This window comes from Burkholderia sp. BCC1996 (genome assembly GCF_905339955.1).
In the GTDB taxonomy this organism is placed as follows: Bacteria; Pseudomonadota; Gammaproteobacteria; order Burkholderiales; family Burkholderiaceae; genus Burkholderia.
Map to the genome: position 1 here is coordinate 44,820 of NZ_CAJPHM010000019.1, position 22,512 is coordinate 67,331.

Consider the following 22,512-nt stretch of genomic DNA (forward strand, 5'->3'; position numbering starts at 1 on the left):
CGCGCGTGGGAGATTGGCCGGCGCGAACGGCGCGCGGCAGATCCGGCCCGCTTATCGTGGCGACCGACGCTTGCCGGTCAGCTCGGCCCAGCGCTTCTCGAGCGGGCCTTCGACCATCGGCTTGATCGACGTGCCGGAAGACTGCGCGTCCCAGGTCTGCACCGAGTACGGATGCGCGCGCAGCGCGTCGCGCGGGATCACGACGTCCTGGTGGGCGTCGACCAGCCAGTCGTAGACGAAATCGATGCACAGCCGGTAGCCGCGCTTCGTCGCCGGGTCGGGCACCTCGTAGGGCGCGCGCGTCACGTAGCCCGAGCCGAACACGCCCTTCGGCTCCTGCGCGACGCGGTGCAGGAACACACGGTCGCCCGGCAGGATGCCGCGCGCGAAGCCGCAGCCCCACACGTCGTGCACGGCCTCGCCGGCCTTCACGCGCGCGGCGACGTCGGGCAGCTCGGGCCACGGCCATTTCTTGGGGCTCCAGATCAGCAGGAAGGCGGTCATCGGGTCGGTCGTGCGTCGGATTGATCAGACAAGAGAGGCGGAGAGCAGCAAGCTTAATCGAATCCGCGCGCGGTCTGCCGCGACGCCGGTCATGCGCGCGTGTTCCAGCCTGGCGCTGGCAGACCGCGCGGCACGCGAAAAAGTTGCGCGTACAATCATGTGCTTGAACGCGCCGCTTGCGGCGTAGCCTCCCGTCTTCACCGCCACGCGTGCCCCGATGCGCGCGGGCCTCCATTGCGGATACCCATGTCCCACGTCGTCCGGCGCCGGCCCGATGCCCGGCTGATCCTGTTGCTCGGTGCGCTCGCCGCCTGCGGGCCGATCGCCACCGACATGTACCTGCCGAGCCTGCCGTCGATCGCCGACGGCTTCTCGGTGAGCCCCGGCGCCGCGCAGCGCACGCTGACGAGCTTCATGGCCGGCTTCTCGATCGGCATGCTGCTGTACGGTCCGCTGTCCGATACGTGGGGCCGCCGACCCGTGCTGCTCGGCGGCATCGCGCTGTTCACGCTCGCGAGTGTCGGCTGCTTCGTGTCGGGCTCGATCGACATGCTGATCCTCGTGCGCTTCCTGCAGGCGCTCGGCGCGGGCGCCGCGTCGGTGCTCGCCCGTGCGATCGCGCGCGACGCGCACGAGCCGACCGATGCGGCGAAGGTGCTGTCGATGGTCGCGATCGTCACCGCGGTCGGGCCGCTGCTCGCGCCGCTGATCGGCGGCCAGATCCTGCGCTTCGCCGGCTGGCGCGGCGTGTTCGTCGTGCTGGCCGCGTTCGGCGCGCTGTGCGCGGCGACCGCGTACCTGCGCGTGCCCGAAACCTGGCCGAAGGAGCGGCGCAAGAGCACGGCCGTGCTCGCGTCGTTCGCGTCGTACGGGCGCATCCTGTCCGATCCGGTCGCGTGGGGGCACATGCTGTGCGGCGGGATGGCGTTCGCGTCGATGTTCTCGTACATCACCGCGACGCCGTTCGTGTACATCGAGTATTTCCACGTGTCGCCGCAGCATTACGGGCTGCTGTTCGGCCTGAATGTCGTCGGCATCATGATCGGCAACTTCGCCAACACGCGGCTCGTCGGCCGCATCGGCTCGCTGCGCCTCATCGCGGCCGCGTCGCTCGTGAGTTGCGTCGCGTCGCTCGCGGTCGCGCTGGTCGCGCTGACGGGGTGGGGCGGGTTGTGGTCGATCGTCGTGTGCCTGTTCTTCGTCGTCGGCGTGGTCGGGATCCTGTCCGCGAACTGCACGACCGACCTGATGCATCGCTATCCGCACAACGCGGGCGCGTCGGCGGCCGTGTTCGGCGCGATGCAGCTCGCGCTCGGCGCGCTCGCGAGCGTCGCGATCGGCGCACTGGCGGACGGCACGCCGTTCGCGATGGGTGTGACGATCGGCGTCTGCGGCGCGCTGTGTTTCGTCGGGCGTTACCTCGTGCTGCGCTGGCATGGCCGGCCGGTGAAAGCGGGGGCCTGAGCCGGCGCGGTCGCGGCATGAAAAAACGCCACCGCGCGATGCGTCGGTGGCGTTTTTTCTCGGGCGGGCGGAAAGCGGCAGCCGCCGTACCGTGTCGGGCGTCAATCCCGCGCGACGTCCTTCGCCGCCGGCGACGCACCGTGGCTCAGCCAGTCGAGCACGTCGGCCGTTTCGTCGTCGCTCGCCCGCGCGCGCGCCTGCGCGACGGCCTCCGGCAGCTCGCCGTTGGTCGACGCGCGACGGATCGCGACGCCGACCGCGAGGATGTCGATCATCAGCAGATGCAGGATCCGCGAGATCATCGACAGCTGCGATTCGCGCATCTCGATGTGATCGGTCTCGAGCGCGACGGTCGCGCGCTTCGCGAGCGGCGTGTTGCTCGACGTGATCGCGATCACCTTCGCGCCGGCCTGCATTGCGACCTCCAGCACACGCAGCAGCTCCGGCGCGCGTCCCGACTTCGACACCGCGACGATCACGTCGCCCTTGCCGAGCAGCGCGGCCGATGCGGCCTGCATGTACAGGTCGCCGTACGCGATCGTCGGGATTCCGAAGCGGAAGAACTTGTAGTGCGCGTCCTGCGCGACGATGTTCGAGTTGCCGAGCCCGTAGAACTCGATGCGGCGCGCGCCGTTCAGGATCTCGATCGCGTTCTCGACGTGCTCGAAGTTCAGGTGTTCGCGCAGCTGCAGGATCGCGGACACCGTGTTGTCGAGCACCTTCGCGCCGAAGTCGGTGGCCGTGTCGCCGAGATGGACCTGGCTGTGGCTCATCGGAATCGTGCCGGTGAGGCCGGTCGCGAGTTTCAGCTTGAAGTCCGACAGCCCCTGGCAGCCGAGCGAGCGGCAGAAGCGGATCACCGTCGGCTGGCTCACGTCCGCCTTGCGCGCGATGTCGACGATCGGGTCGTTGATGATCGAGCGCGGATGGTTCAGCGCGAGATCGGCGACGCGGCGCTCGGCCGGCGTCAGCGCGTCGCGCATCTGGCGGATCCGCTCGAACACGGCCGACGACGCACCGCCCGAACGGTTCGACAACTGCTCCGCGAGGATCGCCGATACCCCGAGGAACGCCGGATATTCGGCGGTGATCAGGTAGGTCGGGATGTTCTGGAGATACTGCGTGAAGCGGCCCTTCGCCTCGAAGCGTGCGCGGAACGACGAGCGCGTGAACAGTTCGCCGAGCTTCAGCGCGACGCCGCCGCCGATGTACACGCCACCGAGCGCGCCGAGCGTCAGCGCGACGCTGCCCGCGAACGCGCCGAGGATCCCGCAGAAGCATTCGACCGTCTCGAGCGCGAGCGCGTCGCCCGCATGCGCGCGCTCGACGATCTCGGCCGTGTCGACGGTCGCGGCGACGCGCTTCTTGTCGCGCGTGGCGAGCGCACGATAGATGATCTCGATGCCGGGCCCCGCGCACACGCGCTCGAACGACACGTGCGGAAACTTCTTGCGCGCGTACTGCAGCACGAGATCCTCGCGCTCGTCCTGCGGCGCGAACGACGCGTGACCGCCTTCGCTGCCGAGCGCGATCCAGCGGTCGTCCGCCGGAATCAGGCCGGACACGCCGAGCCCGGTGCCGGGCCCGAGCAGCCCGATCACGCTGTTCTGGCGGCGCGCGCCGCCGCCGATCTGCACGCGCTGCGCATCGGTCAGGCCCGGCAGCGCCATCGCGAGCGCGGTGAAGTCGTTGACGACGAGCAGCGTGTCGAAGCCGAGCGCGCGGCGCGTCGCCTCGATCGAGAAGCTCCAGTCGTGATTGGTCATCGTCACCTGGTCGCCGTCGACCGGGTTCGCGATCGCGATCGCCGCGTGGTTCACGCGGCTGATCTTCACGTCCTTCAGATACTTGCGGATCGCGTCGGTGAGCGTCGGGTAGTCAGCGCCGGGATAGACGCGGATCTGCGTGATCTCGCCGGGGCCGGTTTCCAGCGCGAATCGCGCGTTGGTGCCGCCGACGTCCGCGAGCAGGCGCGGGCCGTCGGCATGCTGGCCCGCGACGACAGCCTTACTTTGCGCACCAGTAGACATCGAGCTGGGTCCCCTTGTCGTTGGCCAGTTGGGAAATCGCGTTCTTCTGCAGCGTCGCGGCCGCGGCGTCGAGGACGTCGCGCTTGCGGGTGCCCGCGATCAACAGGAACAGCCGGTCGACGCGCTTCAGCGCATCGAGCGAAAAGCTCACGCGTGCATGCGGCGCGGCGCCGGGATGCACGGCGACGAAGCGCTCGGGCGTCGTGATCGCATGGTCCCATTCGGGCGCGTCCGCGAAGATCGACGCCGTGTGGCCGTCCTCGCCCATGCCGAGCACCGCGACGTTCGGCACGCGGTAGTCGGCGTTGGCGTTGAGCGCGGCGACGTGCGCATCGAGCGATGCGCGCGTGTCGACGAGCGGCAGGAAGCGGGCAGGGGCCGCCGCGTGCTGCAGCAGCGTGTCGCGCACGAGCTGCGCGTTGCTGGCCGCATCGTTCTCCGGCACCCAGCGGTCATCGACCAGCGTGACGTCGACGCCGGCCCAGTCGAGCGCTGCGTGCGACAGCGTGTGCAGGAACGGGCGCGGGCTCGTGCCGCCGGACACCGCGAGCGTCGGGCGCGCGGGGCCGGCGAGCGCGGCGCGCAGCGCATCGCCGACGGCGCGCGCGAGCGCTTCGCTTTGCGCTTCCTGGGTGTCGAAAGCGTGGATCTCGATCACATCTCCTCCGGACTGCTTTGTCTGTTCAATTCGTGCGAATCGTGGGGCACGTTGCCGCGCGCTGGCGCGCACGACAACGGTTTGCATCAGTTTTCTTCTTCGAGCCAGCAGGTGCCGTGCTGCGCGAGCATCGCGCTCGCCGCGGCCGGCCCCCACGTGCCTGCCGCGTACGGCTTCGGCGGCTTCAGCGAGCGTGCCCATTCGTTCAGGATCGGCTCGACCCAGCGCCACGCGGCTTCCTGCTCGTCACGACGCACGAAGAGGGCGAGGCGGCCGTTGATCACGTCGAGCAGCAGGCGCTGGTACGCCTCCATCTGCCCTTCCTTGAAGAACTGGTCGAACGCGAGGTCGAGGTGCACGCTCGCGAGGTTCATTCCTTCGCCGGGCTGCTTCGCGAGGCAGTACAGGCGAATCGTCTCGTTCGGCTGCAGCCGGATCACGAGGCGGTTCGAACCAGGGCGCAGCGCGGTCGGGCCCAGCGCCGAGTGCGGCACCGGCCGGAAGTTCACGACGATCTCCGCGACGCGGTCGGCCAGACGCTTGCCGGTGCGCAGGAAGAACGGCACGCCGGCCCAGCGCCAGTTCTCGATCTCCACCTTCAGCGCGACGAAGGTTTCGGTCGGGCTGTCGGGTTTCACGCCGGGCTCGGTGGCATAGGCCGGCACCTGTGCGCCCTTGATCACGCCCGCATGATACTGGCCGCGCACCGCGACCTTGCCGATGTCGCGCGGATCGATGGGCTTCAGCGCACGCAGCACGCGCAGCTTCTCGTCGCGCACCGCGTCGGAATCCATCGAGTGCGGCGGCTCCATCGCGACGATCGACAGCAGCTGCAGCAGGTGGTTCTGCACCATGTCGCGCAGCGCGCCCGTATTGTCGTAGAAATCGCCGCGCGCCTCGACGCCGAGCTCCTCGGCGATCGTGATCTGGATGCTCTCGACCCATTCGCGGCGCCACAGCGGCTCGAACAGCGCATTGCCGAAGCGCAGCGCCAGCAGGTTCTGTACCGGCTCCTTCCCGAGATAGTGGTCGATCCGGTAGATCTGGTCTTCCGCGAAGATCTCGCCGACCGCGTCGTTGATCGCGTTCGACGATTTCAGGTCGTAGCCGAGCGGCTTCTCGAGCACGATGCGCGCGCCCTCGTTCAGGCCGACCGACGCGAGCGCCTTGCAGATCGGCACGAACAGCGACGGCCCCGTGGCGAGATAGAACACGCGGATGCCGGACAGCTGCGCGACCGCGTCGCGCAGCACGACGTAATCCTCCGCGCGGCCGAGGTCGAGCTTCACGTATTCGATGCGCTCGAGGAAGGATTTCCACACGCTTTCGTCGAATGCCTTGCCGGCCGCCTTCGCCGCATGCGGCTTCACGTGCGTGTCGACCCACTCGAGATAGCCGGCCCGATCCGATTCGTGCCGCGCGACGGCAACGATCCGGCCGCTTTCCGCAAGCATGTTGCCGCGGTGCGCTTCGAACAGCGCGGGCAGGATCTTGCGCATCGACAGGTCGCCGGTGCCGCCGAAAAGTACGAAGGTAAAGCTGGAATCGGTATGCATGTGTCTCCGCCGATTGGGGGTGCTGGGAAGCGATCCGTAGTGCGATAAAAATATTTTTGACACTGAATTGTAGTTTAACTACAATCCGCCGCAAGGGGTAGCACCTGGGCGAAGAAAAAAAGAAGCGCGGTCGATGAACTGCGCGAGCTTCGCCTTCGGGAGCGCCTTGTGCCGAATGTTATCGGACATTGACGGTGCGCATCGTCCGCGCATCGTCGCCCCCGGGCTCGCGCCGCGGCATCGCGGCGGGCCAGAAACACAAAGAGGAGACACGCCGTTGAATCTCGATTCACGCTTTCTGTAAGAGCCCGGCCGGTCATCGGCCCCGTACGCTGCAATGCGTCCCGCGGCTCGATTTCCCCGTCGTTTATCAAGAAGCCGGTTCCCCGTCAGGGAACCTCACGAGTTGATTCAGTCTGGAGGAGATAAGTAATGAAAGTTCGCTCGATCATGGGCGCGCTCTGCGCCGCGGGTCTGATGGCTGGCGCCGTGGTGGCGCAGGCGGCCGAGAACGTAACCGTGCTGCACTGGTGGACCTCGGGCGGCGAGTCGAAGGCCGTCGGCGTGCTGAAGGACGACGTGCAGAAGCAGGGCTACGTGTGGAAGGACTTCGCGGTCGCGGGCGGCGCCGGCGCCGCGGCGATGACCGCGCTGAAGACCAAGGTGATCAGCGGCGACGCACCGTCGGCCGCGCAGATCAAGGGCCCGCTGATCCAGGACTGGGCCGACCAGGGCGTGCTCGTCAACATCGATTCCGCCGCCGGCGACTGGAAGCAGAACCTGCCGCCGGAAATCGACAAGATCATCAAGTACAAGGGCCACACCGTCGCCGCGCCGTTCTCGGTGCACCGCGTGAACTGGCTCTATATCAACAAGGCCGCGCTCGACAAGGTCGGCGCGAAGGTGCCGACCACCTGGCCCGAATTCTTCGCGGTGGCCGACAAGCTGAAGGCTGCCGGCATCCAGCCGGTCGCGATGGGCGGCCAGCCGTGGCAGGACCTGACGCTGTGGGAAGACGTCGTGCTGTCGCAGGGTCCGGCGTTCTACAAGAAGGCGCTCGTCGATCTCGACCAGGCCACGCTGACGTCGCCGCAGATGCTGTCGGTGTTCGACACGGTCCGCAAGATCCAGGGCTACTTCGACACGGGCCGCAACGGCCGCGACTGGAACCTCGCGACCGCGATGGTGATCAACGGCAAGGCCGGCATGCAGTTCATGGGCGACTGGGCGAAGGGCGAGTTCGAGAACGCCGGCAAGAAGGCGGGCAAGGACTACATCTGCGCGGCGGTGCCGGGCACCGCGAATTCGTACACGTTCAACGTCGACTCGTTCGTGTTCTTCCAGCAGAAGGGGCAGAAGGACGCGACGCCGGGCCAGGTCGCACTCGCGAAGACGATCATGACGCCGGACTTCCAGGAGCAGTTCAGCCTGCTGAAGGGCTCGGTGCCGGTGCGCCTCGGCGTGAAGATGGACAAGTTCGACGACTGCGCGAAGAAGTCGTATGCCGACGAGCAGACCGCGATCAAGTCGGGCGGCTTCGTGCCGTCGCTCGCGCACGGGATGGCGCAGGGCGATGCAACGGCCGGCGCGATCACCGACGTCGTGACGAAGTTCATGAACTCGCAGCAGGATTCGAAGAGCGCGGTCGCCGCGCTCGCGAAGGCCGCGAAGGTGAAGTAAAGCGCGACAGGCGCCCGGCCGGAAACGCAGGATCGGCCGGGCGTTCCTGCATGTGCAGCAAACGGGCTCGCGCGCGGGCCCGTGCCGTACCCGGCGCCGGCCCGGCCTGCGTCACCCTCGTTCCAGGAGTCGAATCAAGTGGCTGCCCCTCTTAGCGGAAACGGATCCGGCGCTGCCGCCGCACGGCGCACGTCGCCGATGTCGGCCTTCGCCGATCGCTGGATTCCGAAGCTCGTGCTCGCGCCGAGCCTCGCGATCGCCGTGGTGTTCATCTACGGCTTCATCCTGATTACCGGCTATCTGTCGCTGACCAATTCGCGGCTGTTGCCGAACTACGAATTCGACGGCTTCGGCCGTTACTCGGACCTGTTCCAGAACGATGTGTGGTGGACCTCCGCCGCGAACCTCGGCTGGTTCGGGATTCCGTTCATCGCGATCTGTGTCGCGCTCGGGCTGTTCCTCGCGATCCTGCTCGACCAGCGGATCCGCAACGAAGGCGCGCTGCGCGCGATCTTCCTGTATCCGATGGCGCTGTCGTTCATCGTCACGGGCACCGCATGGCAGTGGATCCTGAACCCGGGCCTCGGCCTGGAGAAGGTGATGCACGACTGGGGCTGGACGAGCTTCTCGTTCGGCTGGCTCGACGACCCGGACAAGGCGATCTTCTGTATCGTGATCGCCGCCGTGTGGCAGTCGACCGGCTTCGTGATGGCGCTGTTCCTCGCCGGGCTGCGCGGCGTCGACGGCGAGATCTTCAAGGCCGCGCAGGTCGACGGCGCGACGCTGCCGACCATCTACCGCAAGATCGTGATCCCGAGCATGCGCCCGGTGTTCTTCTCGGTGCTGCTGATCCTCTGCCACATCACGATCAAGACCTTCGACCTGGTCGTCGCGCTGACGGCGGGCGGCCCCGGCACGTCGTCGTCGCTGCCGGCCATGTTCATGTACACGTTTTCGTTCAACCGCGGCCAGCTCGGGCTCGGCGCGGCGTCGTCGGTGATGATGCTCGCGACCGTGGTCGCGGTGCTGGTGCCGCTGATGTATATGGAATCGAGGAGCACCCGCAATGCAGCCTAAAGTGACGATCAGCCGGGCAGTGATCTATGCGGCGCTGATCCTGTTCGCGCTGTATTTCCTGTTCCCGATCTACGTGATGCTGTCGACCTCCTTCAAGGACCTCGACCAGCTGCGCACCGGCAACCTGTTGACGCCGCCGACGCACTGGACCTTCGATCCGTGGGTGAAGGCGTGGAGCGGCGCGTGTACCGGCGTGCGCTGCGACGGCATGAAGCCGTTCTTCCTGAACTCGCTGCAGATGGTGATTCCGGCCGTGCTGATCTCGTCGCTGATCGGCGCGTTCAACGGCTACGTGCTCACGCACTGGCGCTTTCGCGGCGCGGATGCGCTGTTCACGATGATGCTGGTCGGCTGCTTCATCCCGTTCCAGGTGATCCTGCTGCCGATGGCGCGCCTGCAGGGGATGCTCGGCCTCGCCAACACGATTCCGGGCCTGGTGTTCGTGCACGTCGTGTACGGCATCGCGTTCACGACGATGTTCTTCCGCAACTTCTACGTGAGCGTGCCGGCCGAGCTCGTGAAGGCCGCACGCATCGACGGCGCGGGTTTCTTCACGATCTTCACGAAGATCCTGCTGCCGGTGTCGCTGCCGATCTTCATGGTGTGCCTGATCTGGCAATTCACGCAGATCTGGAACGACTTCCTGTTCGGGATCGTGTTCTCCGGCGTCGACTCGATGCCGATCACGGTTGCGCTGAACAACCTCGTCAACACGTCGACGGGCGTGAAGGAATACAACGTCGACATGGCCGGCGCGATCATCGCCGCGCTGCCGACGCTGCTCGTCTACGTGGTCGCCGGCCGCTACTTCGTGCGCGGGCTGACGGCGGGCGCGGTGAAGGGGTAAGCGCGGCTTCATCCGATACGACGAACCGGCCGCGCACGACGCGCGGCGCATCGAAACGAACCCGACGCGGCGTTGTGGCGCCGCGCGAGACGAGACAGAGGATTCACAGCATGGCAAGCCTTTCCATCCGTGACGTGTACAAGACCTACCCGAACGGGGTGCCGGTCCTGAAGGGTGTCGACATCGAGATCGAGGACGGACAGTTCCTGATCCTGGTCGGCGGCTCGGGCTGCGGGAAGTCGACGCTGCTCAACATGATCGCCGGTCTCGAGACCGTGACGAGCGGCGAGATCTGCATCGACGGCAAGGTCGTCAACGACCTGTCGCCGAAGGATCGCGACATCGCGATGGTGTTCCAGTCGTACGCGCTGTACCCGTCGATGACGGTGCGCGAGAACATCTCGTTCGGCCTGAACATCCGCAAGGTGCCGAAGAGCGAGCAGCAGCAGATCGTCGAGCGCGTGTCGGCGATGCTGCAGATCCAGCATCTGCTCGACCGCAAGCCGGGCCAGCTGTCGGGCGGCCAGCGCCAGCGCGTCGCGATGGGCCGCGCACTGGCGCGCGATCCGTCGCTGTTCCTGTTCGACGAGCCGCTGTCGAACCTCGACGCGAAGCTGCGCATCGAGATGCGCGCGGAAATCAAGCTGCTGCACCAGCGCCTCGGCACGACGATCGTCTACGTGACGCACGACCAGATCGAGGCGATGACGCTCGGCGACCGGATCGCGGTGATGAAGGACGGCGTGGTCCAGCAGTTCGGTGCGCCGCAGGAAATCTACGATTCGCCGTCGAACCTGTTCGTCGCGGGCTTCATCGGCGCGCCGCCGATGAACTTCATCAACGGCCGCCTGGTCGAGCAGGGCAGCGGGGTCGCGCTCGAGATCGATACGGGCCTCGCGCGCAGCGCGCTGAACCTGCCGTTCGACGCGAAGCGGATGAACGGCCACGTGGGCCGCGAGGTGATCCTCGGCCTGCGTCCGGAGCGCATCACCGACGCGCGCAATGCGCACCACGGCGAGGCGTCGAAGCTGCAGCCGATCGACGTGCGCGTCGACGTGACCGAGCCGACCGGGCCGGACACGCACGTGTTCGCGCAGGTCAACGGCAAGCGGATCGTGAGCCGCGTGCATCCGGCCGCGAACCCGCAGCCGGGGCAGACGCAGTCGCTGCTGTTCGACGTGTCGAAGGCGGTGCTGTTCGATCCGGCGTCGGAAGAGCGGATCGCGTGAGGCCGCGGTTGCGCTGAATGAAGAAGGGGCCGTCTCGAAGGAGCGGCCCCTTTTGTTTCTGGCGGTGCGTCTGGTGTCGCGGCGGCGATCAGTGCGGCAACCGCACGTCGAACTTGAACGTCGCGAGCCGCGCGACGAGGATGAAGCCGGTCGCGAGCAGTACGCTGTACACCGAGTCGAACTGCAGCCATGCGAGCAGCAGGTAGAACCAGCAACCGACGAACGCGCAGGTCGCGTACGGCCGCGAATCGCGCAGGATCAGCGGGATGTCGTTGCACAGCACGTCGCGGATGATCCCGCCGACCACGCCCGTGATCACGCCCATCATCACCGCGATGAAGCGCGGCATCTCGGCATCGAGCGCGATCGCGGTGCCCGAGATGCTGAAGATGCCGAGCCCGATCGCGTCGGCCACCAGCAGCAGCCGCTCGGCCGACAGCCGCGACAGCATCCGCAACACGAACGGCGCGAACAGCGCGAGCACGAAGATCGCGATCACGTAGTCGTCGTGCACGACCCAGTAGAACGGTCGGCGTTCGAGCAGGATGTCGCGCAGCGTGCCGCCGCCGAACGCGGTGGCGAGCGCGACGACGAACGTGCCGACCGAGTCGAGACGGTTCTTGCGCGCCTCGATGAAGCCCGAGATCGCGAACGCCAGCGTCGCGATCGCCTCCAGTACCGCGATCGCGAGCGTCAGCCTAGGATGCGGCACGCGGCCCCCGATCGGCGGGCGCCGCGAGCGGCTGCAGCAGCACGAGCACCGCGCCCGCGCCGCCGTCGTGGCTGCGCGCCTCGCAGAACGCGATCACTTCTTCCTTCTGCACGAGCCACGCGCGCACCTTGCCTTTCAGCACGGGTTCCTTGCCGATCGAGCCGAGCCCCTTGCCATGGATCACGCGCAGGCAGCGCAGCCCCTTCTTGCCGGCTTCGCGGATGAATTCGGCGAGCGCATCGCGCGCCTCGTCGCGTCGCATCCCGTGCAGGTCGATCTGCGCCTGCACGATCCACGCGCCGCTCCTCAGCTTGCGCACGACGTCGCGACTGATGCCGGGGCGGTGGTAGTACAGCGATTCGTCGCTGTCGAGCAGCGTCTCGGGATCGAATTCGTCGGACAGCGTCGCGTTCAGCACGGCTTCCTCGTCGCGCTGCGTCTGCTTCGGCACCGGGTCGGGCGGCGTACGGCCGGATTTCGCGCGCGGCGGCGCGTTCAGCGGCTGGATCGCGCCGATTTCGTTGCGGAACAGGTTCGCGTCGGCTTCCGCCTTGCGTTCGGCCTTCGCGGTTTCGATGCGCTCGCGGTCGCGGCGATCGGCTTCGCCTTGCAGCGCCTTGCGCAACGCGCCGAGGCCGGCCAGGCCCTGGCCGCGCAATGCGGCCGGATCGGGCGCGGGCGGCGGGGCGGCCGGCGCGGGACGGGCGGCGATCTTCCGCTTCGCGGGATCGCTCGGATGGGGCTGGTTCTTCGCCATGATTCGGTAACCGGGCAGGCGCGTTCGGGCGCGCGGGCACAAAAAAAGCCGCTGCGCGACGGCAGCGGCTTTCCGGTCAAGCCTGCTTCGCGGCAGCGGACGCCATTGTAGCGCCCGGCGCGCGAAGGCTCGACGCTTACTTCTTGTCGTGCAGGCTTTCGAGGTAGCGCTGCGCGTCGAGCGCGGCCATGCAGCCCGTGCCGGCGCTCGTGATCGCCTGGCGATACACGTTGTCCTGCACGTCGCCGGCGGCGAATACGCCCGGCACGCTCGTCGACGTCGCGTTGCCCTGCAGGCCGCTCTTCGTCAGGATGTAGCCGTCCTTCATCTCGAGCTGGCCCTGGAACAGGTCGGTATTCGGCTTGTGGCCGATCGCGACGAACACGCCCTGCACGGTGAGGTCCTGCTTCTCGCCGGTCTTCACGTTCTTGATGCGCAGGCCCGTGACGCCCGAATCCTCGCCCGTCACTTCGTCGAGCACGTGATCCCATTTGATGTCGACGACGCCTTCCTTTTCCTTCTCCAGCAGGCGGTCGATCAGGATCGGCTCGGCGCGGAACTTGTCGCGGCGATGGATCACCGTGACCTTCTTCGCGATGCCCGTCAGGTAGAGCGCTTCCTCGACCGCGGTGTTGCCGCCGCCGATCACCGCGACTTCCTGGTTGCGGTAGAAGAAGCCGTCGCAGGTCGCGCAGGCCGACACGCCCTTGCCCATGAACAATTCTTCGGACGGCAGGCCGAGATACTGTGCGGATGCGCCGGTCGCGATGATCAGCGAGTCGCACGTGTATTCACCCGAATCGCCGATCAGCCGGATCGGCTTTTCGTGCAGTTTCGCGGTGTGGATGTGGTCGAAGACGATTTCGGTGTTGAAACGCTCGGCGTGCTCGAGGAAGCGCGCCATCAGTTCCGGGCCTTGCACACCCTTCGCGTCCGCCGGCCAGTTTTCGACGTCGGTCGTGGTCATCAGCTGGCCGCCCTGCGCGATGCCGGTGATCAGCACCGGGGACAGGTTGGCGCGAGCCGCATAGACGGCAGCCGTGTAGCCGGCGGGGCCGGAACCGAGAATCAGGACTTTGGCGTGTTTGGGCGTGGACATGTGCGAATCCGTAAAGGGCGGCCGCGGCGGGCGGGGTAAGGCTCGCCGGACGGTCTGGGTTGACCGGGATGCCGTCGTAGATGGGTATCAGACGCGCATTATAAAGGCCCCGTTGCTGCGCTGCCGAACGAGAGTTTCAATCGTGGCGATAGCGTTTCTCGGTGGGGCGCCCGCAGCCGCGGGGCAGGTTGGGCGGGCGGGTCGGCGTGGGAGAGGCGGGCGGCTGCGGCCCGTGGCGCGCATTGCCGCGGCCCGGCGTCACGGGCCGACCGGCGGCCGGATCGCATGCGCGGCTATCGGCGTCGGCCGCCCCGACCCTCTTATGTAACCGTCATTTACACTTGGCGCCCCGGTGCAGCGTTTACAATAAGCGCGATCGAACGACAGGCGGGCGCGCGGCCCGTCCTCTTTATACGGATTCATGGCAAAAGCTCCTTATTCCGCCCAGGCACAGGCGTTGCCGCACCGGATGTCGAAGCTCCTCACGGAGATCCGCTGGATTCTCCAGGTCGCGCTCTGCGCTTTTCTGGTGATGGCCCTGTTGAGCTACAGCCGGCGCGATCCGAGCTGGACGCACGCCGCGCAGGTGGACCACATCTCGAACTGGGCGGGCCGCGTCGGCGCGTGGACGGCCGACATCATCCTGCTGCTGTTCGGCCTGTCGGCCTACTGGCTGATCGTGCCGCTCGGGCGGCGCATCGCGGTCAACTACCGGCGCATCACGCGTCACGAGGCGGTCGCCGACGAACCCGAGCGGCCGATCGGCTGGCTCACCGAGATCCTGGCGTTCGTGCTCGTCGTGCTCGCGTGCGACGGCATCGAGGCGCTGCGCATGTGGTCGCTGAAGGTGCAGCTGCCGCGCGCACCGGGCGGCGTGATCGGCGAGGCCGTGGCGGGTGCGATGTCGCACGCGTTCGGCTTCACCGGCGGCACGCTGCTGCTGCTGATCCTGCTCGCGATCGGCCTGTCGCTGTATTTCCGCTTCTCGTGGCTGTCGGTCGCCGAGCGCGTGGGCGGGGCGATCCTGTCCGCCGTCAACGTCGCTAAGCTGCGCCGCGAGGCCGAGCGCGACCGCAAGCTCGGCGAGGCCGCGGCCGTGCGCCGCGAAGGCAAGGTCGAAGAGGAGCGTGTGCGCATCGAGGATCACGAGCCCGTGACGATCGTGCCGCCGGTCGTCACGCCGGCGAAGTCCGAGCGCGTCGAGCGCGAGCGCCAGGTGCCGCTCTTCACCGACCTGCCGGGCGATTCGACGCTGCCGCCGGTGTCGCTGCTCGATCCCGCGCCGAAGACGCAGGAAGCGATTTCCGCCGATACGCTCGAATTCACGTCGCGCCTGATCGAGAAGAAATTGAAGGACTTCGGCGTCGAGGCGAGCGTCGTCGCCGCGTATCCGGGCCCGGTCGTCACGCGCTACGAGATCGAGCCGGCCACCGGCGTGAAGGGCAGCCAGATCGTCAACCTCGCGAAGGATCTCGCGCGTTCGCTGTCGCTCGTGTCGATCCGCGTGGTCGAGACGATCCCCGGCAAGAACTACATGGCGCTCGAGCTGCCGAACCAGCGCCGCCAGACGGTCCACCTGTCCGAGATCATCGGCTCGGAAGTCTATGCGGCCGCGTCGTCGGCGCTGACGCTGAGCCTCGGCAAGGACATCGGCGGCAAGCCGGTCTGCGCGGATCTCGCGAAGATGCCGCACCTGCTGGTCGCCGGCACGACCGGTTCGGGCAAGTCGGTCGGGATCAACGCGATGATCCTGTCGCTGCTGTACAAGGCCACCGCCGAGCAGGTGCGCCTGATCCTGATCGATCCGAAGATGCTCGAAATGAGCGTCTACGAAGGCATTCCGCACCTGCTGTGCCCGGTCGTCACCGACATGCGCCAGGCCGGCCACGCGCTGAACTGGACGGTCGCGGAGATGGAGCGCCGCTACAAGCTGATGAGCAAGCTCGGCGTGCGCAACCTCGCGGGCTACAACAACAAGATCGACGACGCGGCGAAGCGCGAGGAAAAGATTCCGAATCCGTTCAGCCTGACGCCGGACGATCCTGAACCGCTCGGCCGCCTGCCGAACATCGTCGTCGTGATCGACGAGCTGGCCGACCTGATGATGGTCGTCGGCAAGAAGGTCGAGGAACTGATCGCGCGGATCGCGCAGAAGGCGCGCGCGGCCGGCATCCACCTGATCCTCGCGACGCAGCGTCCGTCCGTCGACGTGATTACCGGCCTGATCAAGGCGAACGTGCCGACGCGGATCGCGTTCCAGGTGTCGTCGAAGATCGACTCGCGCACGATTCTCGACCAGATGGGCGCCGAGTCGCTGCTCGGGATGGGCGACATGCTGTACCTGCCGCCGGGCACCGGGCTGCCGGTGCGCGTGCACGGCGCGTTCGTCGCCGACGACGAAGTGCATCGCGTCGTCGAGAAGCTCAAGGAGCAGGGCGAGCCGAACTACGTCGAAGGGCTGCTCGAAGGCGGCACGGCCGACGGCGACGAGGGCTCGGCCGGCGCGGGAACCGGCGAAGGCGGCGAGGAGTCTGATCCGCTGTACGACCAGGCGGTCGAGATCGTCATCAAGAACCGCCGCGCGTCGATTTCGCTCGTGCAGCGCCATCTGCGGATCGGCTACAACCGTGCGGCGCGGCTGCTCGAACAGATGGAACAGTCGGGGCTCGTGTCGGCGATGTCGTCGAGCGGCAACCGCGAAATTCTTGTGCCGGCGCGCGACGCGGAATGAGTCCGCGGCGCCCGCAGCGCCGGCCACCCAGGGAGAAAACCGCAATATGCAGCAACATTCGTTCGCAGTGTCCCTTCGTTCGACGCGGCGCTGGCTCGGCGCGGCGCTCGCCGGCGCATCGCTGATGCTCGCGGCGACGCACGCGTTCGCGGGCGGCACCGAGCAGCTGAAGGCCTTCGTGTCGCAGGTGCGCTCGGCGAAAGGCGATTTCACGCAGCAGATCGTCAAGGCGCCGGCCAAGGGCGCGAGCGCCGTGCAGGCCGCGCCGAAGCCGAACGACAATTCGAGCGGCACGTTCGTGTTCTCGCGTCCCGGCAAGTTCATCTGGACGTACCAGAAGCCGTACCAGCAGGTGCTGCAGGCCGACGGCGACAAGCTCTACGTGTACGACCGCGACCTGAACCAGGTCACCGAACGCAAGCTGAACGGCGCGCTGGGCGCGAGCCCGGCCGCGATCCTGTTCGGCAGCAACGATCTCGACAAGAACTACACGCTGCGCGATGCCGGCGAGAAGGGCGGCATCGAGTGGCTCGAGATGCTGCCGAAGGCGCAGGACACGCAATTCCAGCGGATCGGCATCGGCTTCCGCAACGGCACGCTCGCCGCGATGGAATTGCACGACGTGTTCGGCAACGTCACGCTGCTCACGTTCACGAACATCCAGACGAACCCGCCGCTCAAGAGCGATACGTTCAAGTTCGTCGTGCCGAAGGGCGCGGACGTGATCAACGGCTGACCGGCACCACGCCGTTTTCCCGACACGGGCCTGCCGGCGACGGCAGGCCCGTGTTGTTTTGGGGCGCGGGCATCGGGCGCGGGCACTGGGCGCGCGGGCACCGGGCGCGGCACCAGGCGCGGCGGTGCAGTCGCGCGGCTGTCATAATGTCGGGTCCGGCGGCCCGTTCGGCCGCCATCGTTTGATCTGGAGCGAGGGTTCATGTCCGACCTGTTTCAAGTCGAGCCGCGCCGGCCGCTCGCCGAGGCGCTGCGGCCGAAGACGCTCGCCGAGGTGATCGGCCAGACGCATCTGCTGGGCGAAGGCAAGCCGCTGCGGCTCGCGTTCGAATCCGGCAAGCCGCATTCGATGATCCTGTGGGGGCCGCCCGGCGTCGGCAAGACGACGCTCGCGCGCCTCACCGCGCTCGCATTCGACTGCGAGTTCATCGCGCTGTCCGCGGTGCTCGGCGGCGTGAAGGACATCCGCGAGTCGATGGAGCAGGCGAAGGACACGCTGAATCGCACCGGCCGCCACACGATCCTGTTCGTCGACGAAATCCACCGCTTCAACAAGGGGCAGCAGGATGCGCTGCTGCCGTTCGTCGAGTCGGGGCTCGTGACCTTCATCGGCGCGACGACCGAGAACCCGAGCTTCGAAGTCAACTCGGCGCTGCTGTCGCGGGCGCAGGTGTACGTGCTGCAGTCGCTGAACGACGACGAGATGCGTCAGCTGCTCAAGCGCGCGCAGGAAATCGCGCTCGACGGGCTCGCGTTCGACGACAAGGCGATCGATACGCTCATCGGTTATGCGGACGGCGACGCGCGGCGCTTCCTGAACCTGCTCGAGCAGGCGCAGACGGCCGCAGCGTCCGCCAAGGTCACGACCATCGATGCCGAGTTCGTCAGCAGCGCGATGACGCTGAACGCGCGGCGCTTCGACAAGGGCGGCGACAACTTCTACGACCAGATCTCGGCGCTGCACAAGTCGGTGCGCGGTTCGAGCCCGGACGGCGCGCTGTACTGGTTCTGCCGGATGATCGACGGCGGCGCGGATCCGAAGTATCTCGCGCGGCGCATCGTGCGGATGGCGTGGGAAGACATCGGCCTCGCCGATCCGCGCGCGCTGCAGGTGGCGAACGACGCGGCCGAGACCTACGAGCGGCTCGGCTCGCCCGAAGGCGAGCTGGCGCTCGGGCAGGCGGTGATCTATCTCGCGTGCGCGGCGAAGAGCAACGCGGGCTACAACGCGTTCAACCAGGCGATGGCGTTCGTGAAGCAGGACAAGTCGCGCGAGGTGCCCGTGCATCTGCGCAATGCGCCGACCAAGCTGATGAAGGAACTCGGCTACGGTCACGCGTATCGCTACGCGCATGACGAGCCGAATGCCTATGCGGCCGGCGAGTCGTATCTTCCGGAAGGGATGCGCGAACCGCGCTGGTACAAGCCGGTGCCGCGCGGGCTCGAATCGAAGATCGCCGACAAGCTCGCGTGGCTGCGCGAGCTCGACCGCGAGGCCGGCAAGAAGGACTGACCGGCCGCGCGCGGCGCGACGGCCGGCGCTGCCTGGGGCGTGTCATCGCCGGCGGCCCGGCTGCTTCTTCCAGTACTCGAACGGCTCCTCGTGGCAGTCGATGTCGAGCTCGGCGACCCGTGCGTGCAGGCGCTCCTGCGCATCGGCGATCGCGAGGTTGTAGATTGCCGGCGCGATTTCCTCGACGAAGAAGTGCAGCAGCGCTCCGGCCTGGATGTTGCCGATCGGCTCGTCCATGTTTTCTGTGAAATAGCGTTGCAGCGACGCGATCGCGCGGTCGCGGACATCCTTGTCCAGTTCGATGGCCATCGGGTTCCCTCGGGTGATGATGATGCGAAGACGGGTGCGTTGCCCGCCGCGTTGCGCCCGGCCGGAGCGGCTGTCGCGCGCTGCGCCGCGGCGTCGCGCAACGCGCTTCGCCGGCTGCGGGCGCGCAGGCCGGCAATGCGATACTGCCACGCCCGTCGCGCGTTTGCGGCACTGTCCATCCGGCCAATGCCGTGGCGGCCCCGCGGTGCGTTAGAATTCCCGTCTTACACAACGATTTTCCAAGTCCTCCCATGCTCGACATCCAGTTGCTGCGCAAAGACCTCGACGGCGTCGCGAAGCGCCTCGCCGATCGCGGCTACACCCTCGACGTCGCCGCGTTCTCCGCCCTCGAAGCGGAACGCCGTGCGATCCAGACCCGTACCGAAGAGCTTCAGGCGCGCCGCAACAGCCTGTCGAAGCAGATCGGCGCGATGAAGGGGAAGGGCGAGGACACGTCGGCCGTCATGGCCGAAGTCGGCGGGATCGGCGACGAAATGAAGGCGTCGGAGGCCAAGCTCGGCGAGATCCAGACGCGCCTGTCCGACCTGATGCTGGGCATGCCGAACATCGCGCACGAAAGCGTGCCGGTCGGCAAGGACGAAGCCGACAACGTCGAAGTGCGCCGCTGGGGCACGCCGCGCCAGTTCGACTTCGAGGTGAAGGATCACGTCGACGTCGGCACGCCGCTCGGCCTCGATTTCGAAACCGGCGCGAAGCTCGCCGGCGCACGCTTCACGATGCTGCGCGGCTCGATCGCACGCCTGCACCGCGCGCTCGCGCAGTTCATGATCGACACGCACACGCTGCAGCACGGCTACAGCGAGACGTACACGCCGTACATCGTGAATCCCGAGATCCTGTACGGCACGGGCCAGCTGCCGAAGTTCGCGGACGACATGTTCCGCGTCGAGAAGGGCGGCGCTGAAAACACGATCACGCAGTACCTGATCTCCACGTCCGAGATTTCGCTGACGAACACCGTGCGCGAGTCGATCGTCGAAGGCTCCGCGCTGCCGATCAAGCTGACCGCGCATTCGCCGTGCTTCCGCTCGGAAGCCGGCTCGTATGGCCGCGACACGCGCGGGATGATCCGCCAGCACCAGTTCGACAAGGTCGAGATGGTGCAGGTCGTCGCGCCGGACGCGTCGTATGCGGCACTCGACGAGATGGTCGGCCACGCGGAGGCGATCCTGCAGAAGCTCGGCCTGCCGTACCGCGTGATCACGCTGTGCACGGGCGACATGGGCTTCTCGGCCGCGAAGACGTTCGACCTCGAAGTGTGGCTGCCCGCGCAGAACACCTATCGCGAGATCTCGAGCTGCTCGAACACCGAGGCGTTCCAGGCGCGCCGGATGCAGGCGCGTTTCCGCAACGCGCAGGGCAAGCCGGAACTCGTGCATACGCTGAACGGCTCCGGCCTCGCGGTCGGCCGCACGCTCGTCGCAGTGCTGGAGAACTACCAGAATGCCGACGGTTCGGTCACGGTGCCCGAGGCGCTGCGTCCGTACATGGGCGGCATGGAGCGAATCGAAGCGCCTGCGCAGGCGTCGTGAGATCGCTGCGCGATCGGTCTTCGACGGGCTCGCAAAAATTTTTGCAAAAAACGCTTGTGAGTTCCGAAGAGATCGTTCTATAATCTTTTCTTTCCCGGACACGACCAACCGGGAAATGAAGCAGCAAGGAAGGAGAGGTGGCAGAGTGGTCGAATGTACCTGACTCGAAATCAGGCGTACGGTTTCCCCGTACCGTGGGTTCGAATCCCACCCTCTCCGCCAAAATACGAAGCCCCGTGATCCGGAAGGATCACGGGGTTTTTCGTTTTGGTCGCCCGGTGGCGAGCGTGGATGCGATGTGCGGTACGCGCGCGCGTACCGATCGGCCGGCACCCGCTTGGGCGTTGCTGCCTCGGTTCCCGCCGCCGACGGATCGCCACGGGCTTCGTGCTCGACCCGCACGGTTCCCGCCGCCGCTTGCCCGCTTCAGCCTTGACCTCGCGCGCCGTTAACAGAGCGGTCGGCGGCTCGCGCTTTTTGCGCGGTCGCCGTTCTCCGACGATCCAAGGTCCCATGAAGCTGAGCTACAAGATTCCCCTCGCATTCGCCATTGCGCTGCTGCTGATGTTCTGCGGCGCGCTGTACGGCATCCGCATTCTCAATCGCTCGATCGACACGTTCGCGAACGACGTGCAGACGCACGTTGCCGACGAGCGGCTCGTATCGGCCACGCTCGTGCAGTTCAAGCTGCAGGTGCAGGAATGGAAGGACACGCTGCTGCGCGGCAAGCAGCCCGACAAGCTCGACAAGTACTGGCAGGCATTCCAGACGCGTGAGCGCACGGTAGACACGCTGGCCGCGCAACTCGTCGGCGAGCTGCCGCCCGGAGAGAGCCGGACGCTCGTCGAGCAGTTCATGCGCGCGCATGCGGCGATGGGCGACGGCTACCGGCGCGGGTTCGACGCGTTCAAGGCCGCGGGCTTCGAGCCGACGGCCGGGGACGCGGCCGTGGCGGGCGTCGACCGGGCGCCCGCCGCGCTGCTCGAGCGCGCGGCGAAGGCGATCGCCGACGAGAGTGCTGCCGTGTCGGCGCAAGCGAGCCGCGATGCGCGCCACGCGACCGCGGCGAGCGTCGTGCTGATGCTGATCGTGCTCGGCATCGCGATGATCGGTGCGTTCCTGTTCAGCCGCGCGATCCTGCGGCCGCTCGATCGCGCCGTGGCCTGTGCACAGGCGGTGGCCGGCGGCGACCTGACGCGCGACGTCGACGCGGCCGGCCGCGACGAGATCGCCGATCTGCTGCGCGCATTGAAGACGATGCAGGCGAGCCTGTCGGGTGTCGTGCTCGAGGTGCGTACGCATGCCGAAGCCGTCGCGACCGCGAGTGCGCAGATCGCGGCGGGCAATCACGACCTGTCGTCGCGCACCGAGGCGCAGGCTGCGTCGCTCGAGGAAACCGCGGCCAGCATGACCGAACTGACGGGCATCGTGCGCCAGTCGGCCGAACACGCGCAGCATGCGGCGCAGCTCGCACGCGACGCATCGGACATCGCGTCCGCGGGCGGTGGCGTGATGACGGACGCGGTCGGCACGATGAGCGGGATTGCCGCCAGCGCGGCGAAGGTCGGCGAGATCATCGCGGTCATCGACGGCATCGCATTCCAGACCAACATCCTCGCGCTGAACGCGGCCGTCGAGGCGGCGCGCGCGGGCGAGCAGGGGCGCGGCTTCGCGGTCGTCGCGTCGGAGGTGCGCACGCTCGCGCAGCGCAGCGCGGCCGCCGCGAAGGAGATCAAGGCGCTGATCGAGCAATCGACGCGGCGGGTCGACGAGGGCGCCGTGCTGATCGCGCGCGCGGGCGAATCGATCCACGAGATCGTCGGCGCGGTGCAGCGGGTCACGTCGATCGTCGGCGAGATCTCGTCCGCTTCGCAGGAGCAAAGCGGCGGCATCCAGCAGGTGAACGTCGCGGTCACGCAGATGGATGAAGCGACGCAGCGCAATGCGGCGCTGGTCGAACAGGCGTCGGCGGCGACGCAGGCGCTGGCCGAGCAGGCGAGCGCGCTGCGGCACGCGGTCGCCGTGTTCAGGCTGCCGCAGGCCGCGTGACGATATTGC

Annotated in this window: 18 protein-coding genes and 1 tRNA gene; 11 read left to right on the plus strand and 8 right to left on the minus strand. The window is 67.4% G+C overall.

The features are described from left to right. Positions 1-51 precede the first annotated feature (51 nt). Positions 52-504 carry a hypothetical protein gene (locus U4Z64_RS25565; protein ID WP_257768111.1) on the minus strand — a complete coding sequence of 151 codons (453 nt, stop codon included), beginning with the start codon at positions 502-504 and terminating at the stop codon, positions 52-54. A gap of 246 nt (positions 505-750) precedes the next feature. On the opposite strand from U4Z64_RS25565, the gene U4Z64_RS25570 reads away from it, so the two are divergent. Continuing rightward, a complete protein-coding gene (locus tag U4Z64_RS25570) occupies positions 751-1,968 on the plus strand; it encodes a Bcr/CflA family multidrug efflux MFS transporter (RefSeq protein WP_321821447.1) in 1,218 nt (405 codons plus the stop codon). Positions 1,969-2,069: 101 nt separating this feature from the next. On the opposite strand, the gene U4Z64_RS25575 is transcribed toward U4Z64_RS25570, so the two are convergent. From U4Z64_RS25575 to zwf, 3 genes are all read right to left on the minus strand, one after another. Then, entirely contained in the window at positions 2,070-3,998 is a 1,929-nt protein-coding gene (locus U4Z64_RS25575; RefSeq protein ID WP_321821448.1) for a bifunctional transcriptional regulator/glucokinase, read from the minus strand. Beyond that, entirely contained in the window at positions 3,976-4,656 is a 681-nt protein-coding gene (gene pgl / locus U4Z64_RS25580) for a 6-phosphogluconolactonase (RefSeq protein ID WP_044846214.1), read from the minus strand. Before pgl ends, U4Z64_RS25575 begins: the two co-directional genes overlap by 23 nt. 86 nt (positions 4,657-4,742) lie before the next feature. After that, complete coding sequence (gene zwf, locus U4Z64_RS25585; RefSeq protein ID WP_124487777.1) at positions 4,743-6,212, minus strand: glucose-6-phosphate dehydrogenase; 1,470 nt, start codon at positions 6,210-6,212, stop codon at positions 4,743-4,745. Between the two features lie 432 nt (positions 6,213-6,644). Here zwf and U4Z64_RS25590 point away from each other — a divergent pair, with 432 nt between their 5' ends. The 4 genes from U4Z64_RS25590 to U4Z64_RS25605 all read left to right on the plus strand — a co-directional run bounded on the left by U4Z64_RS25590 (position 6,645) and on the right by U4Z64_RS25605 (position 11,045). Continuing rightward, positions 6,645-7,892, plus strand: coding sequence for an ABC transporter substrate-binding protein (locus U4Z64_RS25590; protein WP_321821449.1), 1,248 nt, complete (start codon positions 6,645-6,647; stop codon positions 7,890-7,892). Positions 7,893-8,030: 138 nt separating this feature from the next. Continuing rightward, positions 8,031-8,969 carry a carbohydrate ABC transporter permease gene (locus U4Z64_RS25595; protein WP_044846211.1) on the plus strand — a complete coding sequence of 313 codons (939 nt, stop codon included), beginning with the start codon at positions 8,031-8,033 and terminating at the stop codon, positions 8,967-8,969. Continuing rightward, entirely contained in the window at positions 8,959-9,816 is an 858-nt protein-coding gene (locus U4Z64_RS25600; RefSeq protein WP_044846210.1) for a carbohydrate ABC transporter permease, read from the plus strand. Before U4Z64_RS25595 ends, U4Z64_RS25600 begins: the two co-directional genes overlap by 11 nt. Before the next feature lie 110 nt (positions 9,817-9,926). Then, entirely contained in the window at positions 9,927-11,045 is a 1,119-nt protein-coding gene (locus U4Z64_RS25605) for an ABC transporter ATP-binding protein (protein WP_124521644.1), read from the plus strand. 88 nt (positions 11,046-11,133) lie between these two features. On the opposite strand, the gene U4Z64_RS25610 is transcribed toward U4Z64_RS25605, so the two are convergent. The 3 genes from U4Z64_RS25610 to trxB form a co-directional block, all read right to left on the minus strand. Continuing rightward, a complete protein-coding gene (locus tag U4Z64_RS25610; protein WP_044846208.1) occupies positions 11,134-11,757 on the minus strand; it encodes a trimeric intracellular cation channel family protein in 624 nt (207 codons plus the stop codon). Next, entirely contained in the window at positions 11,744-12,514 is a 771-nt protein-coding gene (locus tag U4Z64_RS25615; RefSeq protein ID WP_321821450.1) for a Smr/MutS family protein, read from the minus strand. The genes U4Z64_RS25610 and U4Z64_RS25615 overlap by 14 nt, the downstream gene beginning before the upstream one ends. Before the next feature lie 136 nt (positions 12,515-12,650). Next, positions 12,651-13,613: a thioredoxin-disulfide reductase gene (gene trxB / locus U4Z64_RS25620; protein ID WP_044846206.1), complete on the minus strand. Its 963-nt coding sequence runs from the start codon at positions 13,611-13,613 to the stop codon at positions 12,651-12,653. A gap of 421 nt (positions 13,614-14,034) precedes the next feature. Between trxB and U4Z64_RS25625 the strand changes: the two genes are divergently transcribed. The 3 genes from U4Z64_RS25625 to U4Z64_RS25635 all read left to right on the plus strand — a co-directional run bounded on the left by U4Z64_RS25625 (position 14,035) and on the right by U4Z64_RS25635 (position 18,592). Then, complete coding sequence (locus tag U4Z64_RS25625) at positions 14,035-16,344, plus strand: DNA translocase FtsK (RefSeq protein WP_044846205.1); 2,310 nt, start codon at positions 14,035-14,037, stop codon at positions 16,342-16,344. A gap of 46 nt (positions 16,345-16,390) precedes the next feature. Further along, positions 16,391-17,080 carry an outer membrane lipoprotein chaperone LolA gene (lolA, locus tag U4Z64_RS25630; RefSeq protein ID WP_044846204.1) on the plus strand — a complete coding sequence of 230 codons (690 nt, stop codon included), beginning with the start codon at positions 16,391-16,393 and terminating at the stop codon, positions 17,078-17,080. Positions 17,081-17,281: 201 nt separating this feature from the next. After that, positions 17,282-18,592 (plus strand): replication-associated recombination protein A, encoded by a 1,311-nt coding sequence (locus tag U4Z64_RS25635; RefSeq protein ID WP_044849211.1) that lies wholly within the window; start codon positions 17,282-17,284, stop codon positions 18,590-18,592. Between the two features lie 42 nt (positions 18,593-18,634). Here the strand turns inward: U4Z64_RS25635 and U4Z64_RS25640 are convergent, their stop codons facing one another. After that, positions 18,635-18,901, minus strand: coding sequence for a DUF2164 domain-containing protein (locus U4Z64_RS25640; RefSeq protein WP_124487783.1), 267 nt, complete (start codon positions 18,899-18,901; stop codon positions 18,635-18,637). Positions 18,902-19,152: 251 nt separating this feature from the next. On the opposite strand from U4Z64_RS25640, the gene serS reads away from it, so the two are divergent. The 3 genes from serS to U4Z64_RS25655 all read left to right on the plus strand — a co-directional run bounded on the left by serS (position 19,153) and on the right by U4Z64_RS25655 (position 22,503). Beyond that, positions 19,153-20,454 (plus strand): serine--tRNA ligase, encoded by a 1,302-nt coding sequence (serS, locus tag U4Z64_RS25645; RefSeq protein WP_044849213.1) that lies wholly within the window; start codon positions 19,153-19,155, stop codon positions 20,452-20,454. Positions 20,455-20,585: 131 nt separating this feature from the next. Continuing rightward, positions 20,586-20,676, plus strand: a tRNA-Ser gene (locus tag U4Z64_RS25650). 291 nt (positions 20,677-20,967) lie between these two features. Beyond that, complete coding sequence (locus tag U4Z64_RS25655) at positions 20,968-22,503, plus strand: methyl-accepting chemotaxis protein (RefSeq protein WP_321821451.1); 1,536 nt, start codon at positions 20,968-20,970, stop codon at positions 22,501-22,503. Positions 22,504-22,512: the final 9 nt, after the last annotated feature.

Excerpts from the sequence above, each read along its gene's own strand:
- U4Z64_RS25565 (WP_257768111.1), bottom strand. The coding sequence starts at position 504 with ATGACCGCCTTCCTGCTGATCTGGAGCCCCAAGAAATGGCCGTGGCCC.
- U4Z64_RS25570 (WP_321821447.1), top strand. The coding sequence starts at position 751 with ATGTCCCACGTCGTCCGGCGCCGGCCCGATGCCCGGCTGATCCTGTTG.
- U4Z64_RS25575 (WP_321821448.1), bottom strand. The coding sequence starts at position 3,998 with ATGTCTACTGGTGCGCAAAGTAAGGCTGTCGTCGCGGGCCAGCATGCC.
- zwf (WP_124487777.1), bottom strand. The coding sequence starts at position 6,212 with ATGCATACCGATTCCAGCTTTACCTTCGTACTTTTCGGCGGCACCGGC.
- U4Z64_RS25590 (WP_321821449.1), top strand. The coding sequence starts at position 6,645 with ATGAAAGTTCGCTCGATCATGGGCGCGCTCTGCGCCGCGGGTCTGATG.
- U4Z64_RS25600 (WP_044846210.1), top strand. The coding sequence starts at position 8,959 with ATGCAGCCTAAAGTGACGATCAGCCGGGCAGTGATCTATGCGGCGCTG.
- U4Z64_RS25605 (WP_124521644.1), top strand. The coding sequence starts at position 9,927 with ATGGCAAGCCTTTCCATCCGTGACGTGTACAAGACCTACCCGAACGGG.
- U4Z64_RS25615 (WP_321821450.1), bottom strand. The coding sequence starts at position 12,514 with ATGGCGAAGAACCAGCCCCATCCGAGCGATCCCGCGAAGCGGAAGATC.
- trxB (WP_044846206.1), bottom strand. The coding sequence starts at position 13,613 with ATGTCCACGCCCAAACACGCCAAAGTCCTGATTCTCGGTTCCGGCCCC.
- U4Z64_RS25625 (WP_044846205.1), top strand. The coding sequence starts at position 14,035 with ATGGCAAAAGCTCCTTATTCCGCCCAGGCACAGGCGTTGCCGCACCGG.
- lolA (WP_044846204.1), top strand. The coding sequence starts at position 16,391 with ATGCAGCAACATTCGTTCGCAGTGTCCCTTCGTTCGACGCGGCGCTGG.
- U4Z64_RS25635 (WP_044849211.1), top strand. The coding sequence starts at position 17,282 with ATGTCCGACCTGTTTCAAGTCGAGCCGCGCCGGCCGCTCGCCGAGGCG.
- U4Z64_RS25640 (WP_124487783.1), bottom strand. The coding sequence starts at position 18,901 with ATGGCCATCGAACTGGACAAGGATGTCCGCGACCGCGCGATCGCGTCG.
- serS (WP_044849213.1), top strand. The coding sequence starts at position 19,153 with ATGCTCGACATCCAGTTGCTGCGCAAAGACCTCGACGGCGTCGCGAAG.
- U4Z64_RS25655 (WP_321821451.1), top strand. The coding sequence starts at position 20,968 with ATGAAGCTGAGCTACAAGATTCCCCTCGCATTCGCCATTGCGCTGCTG.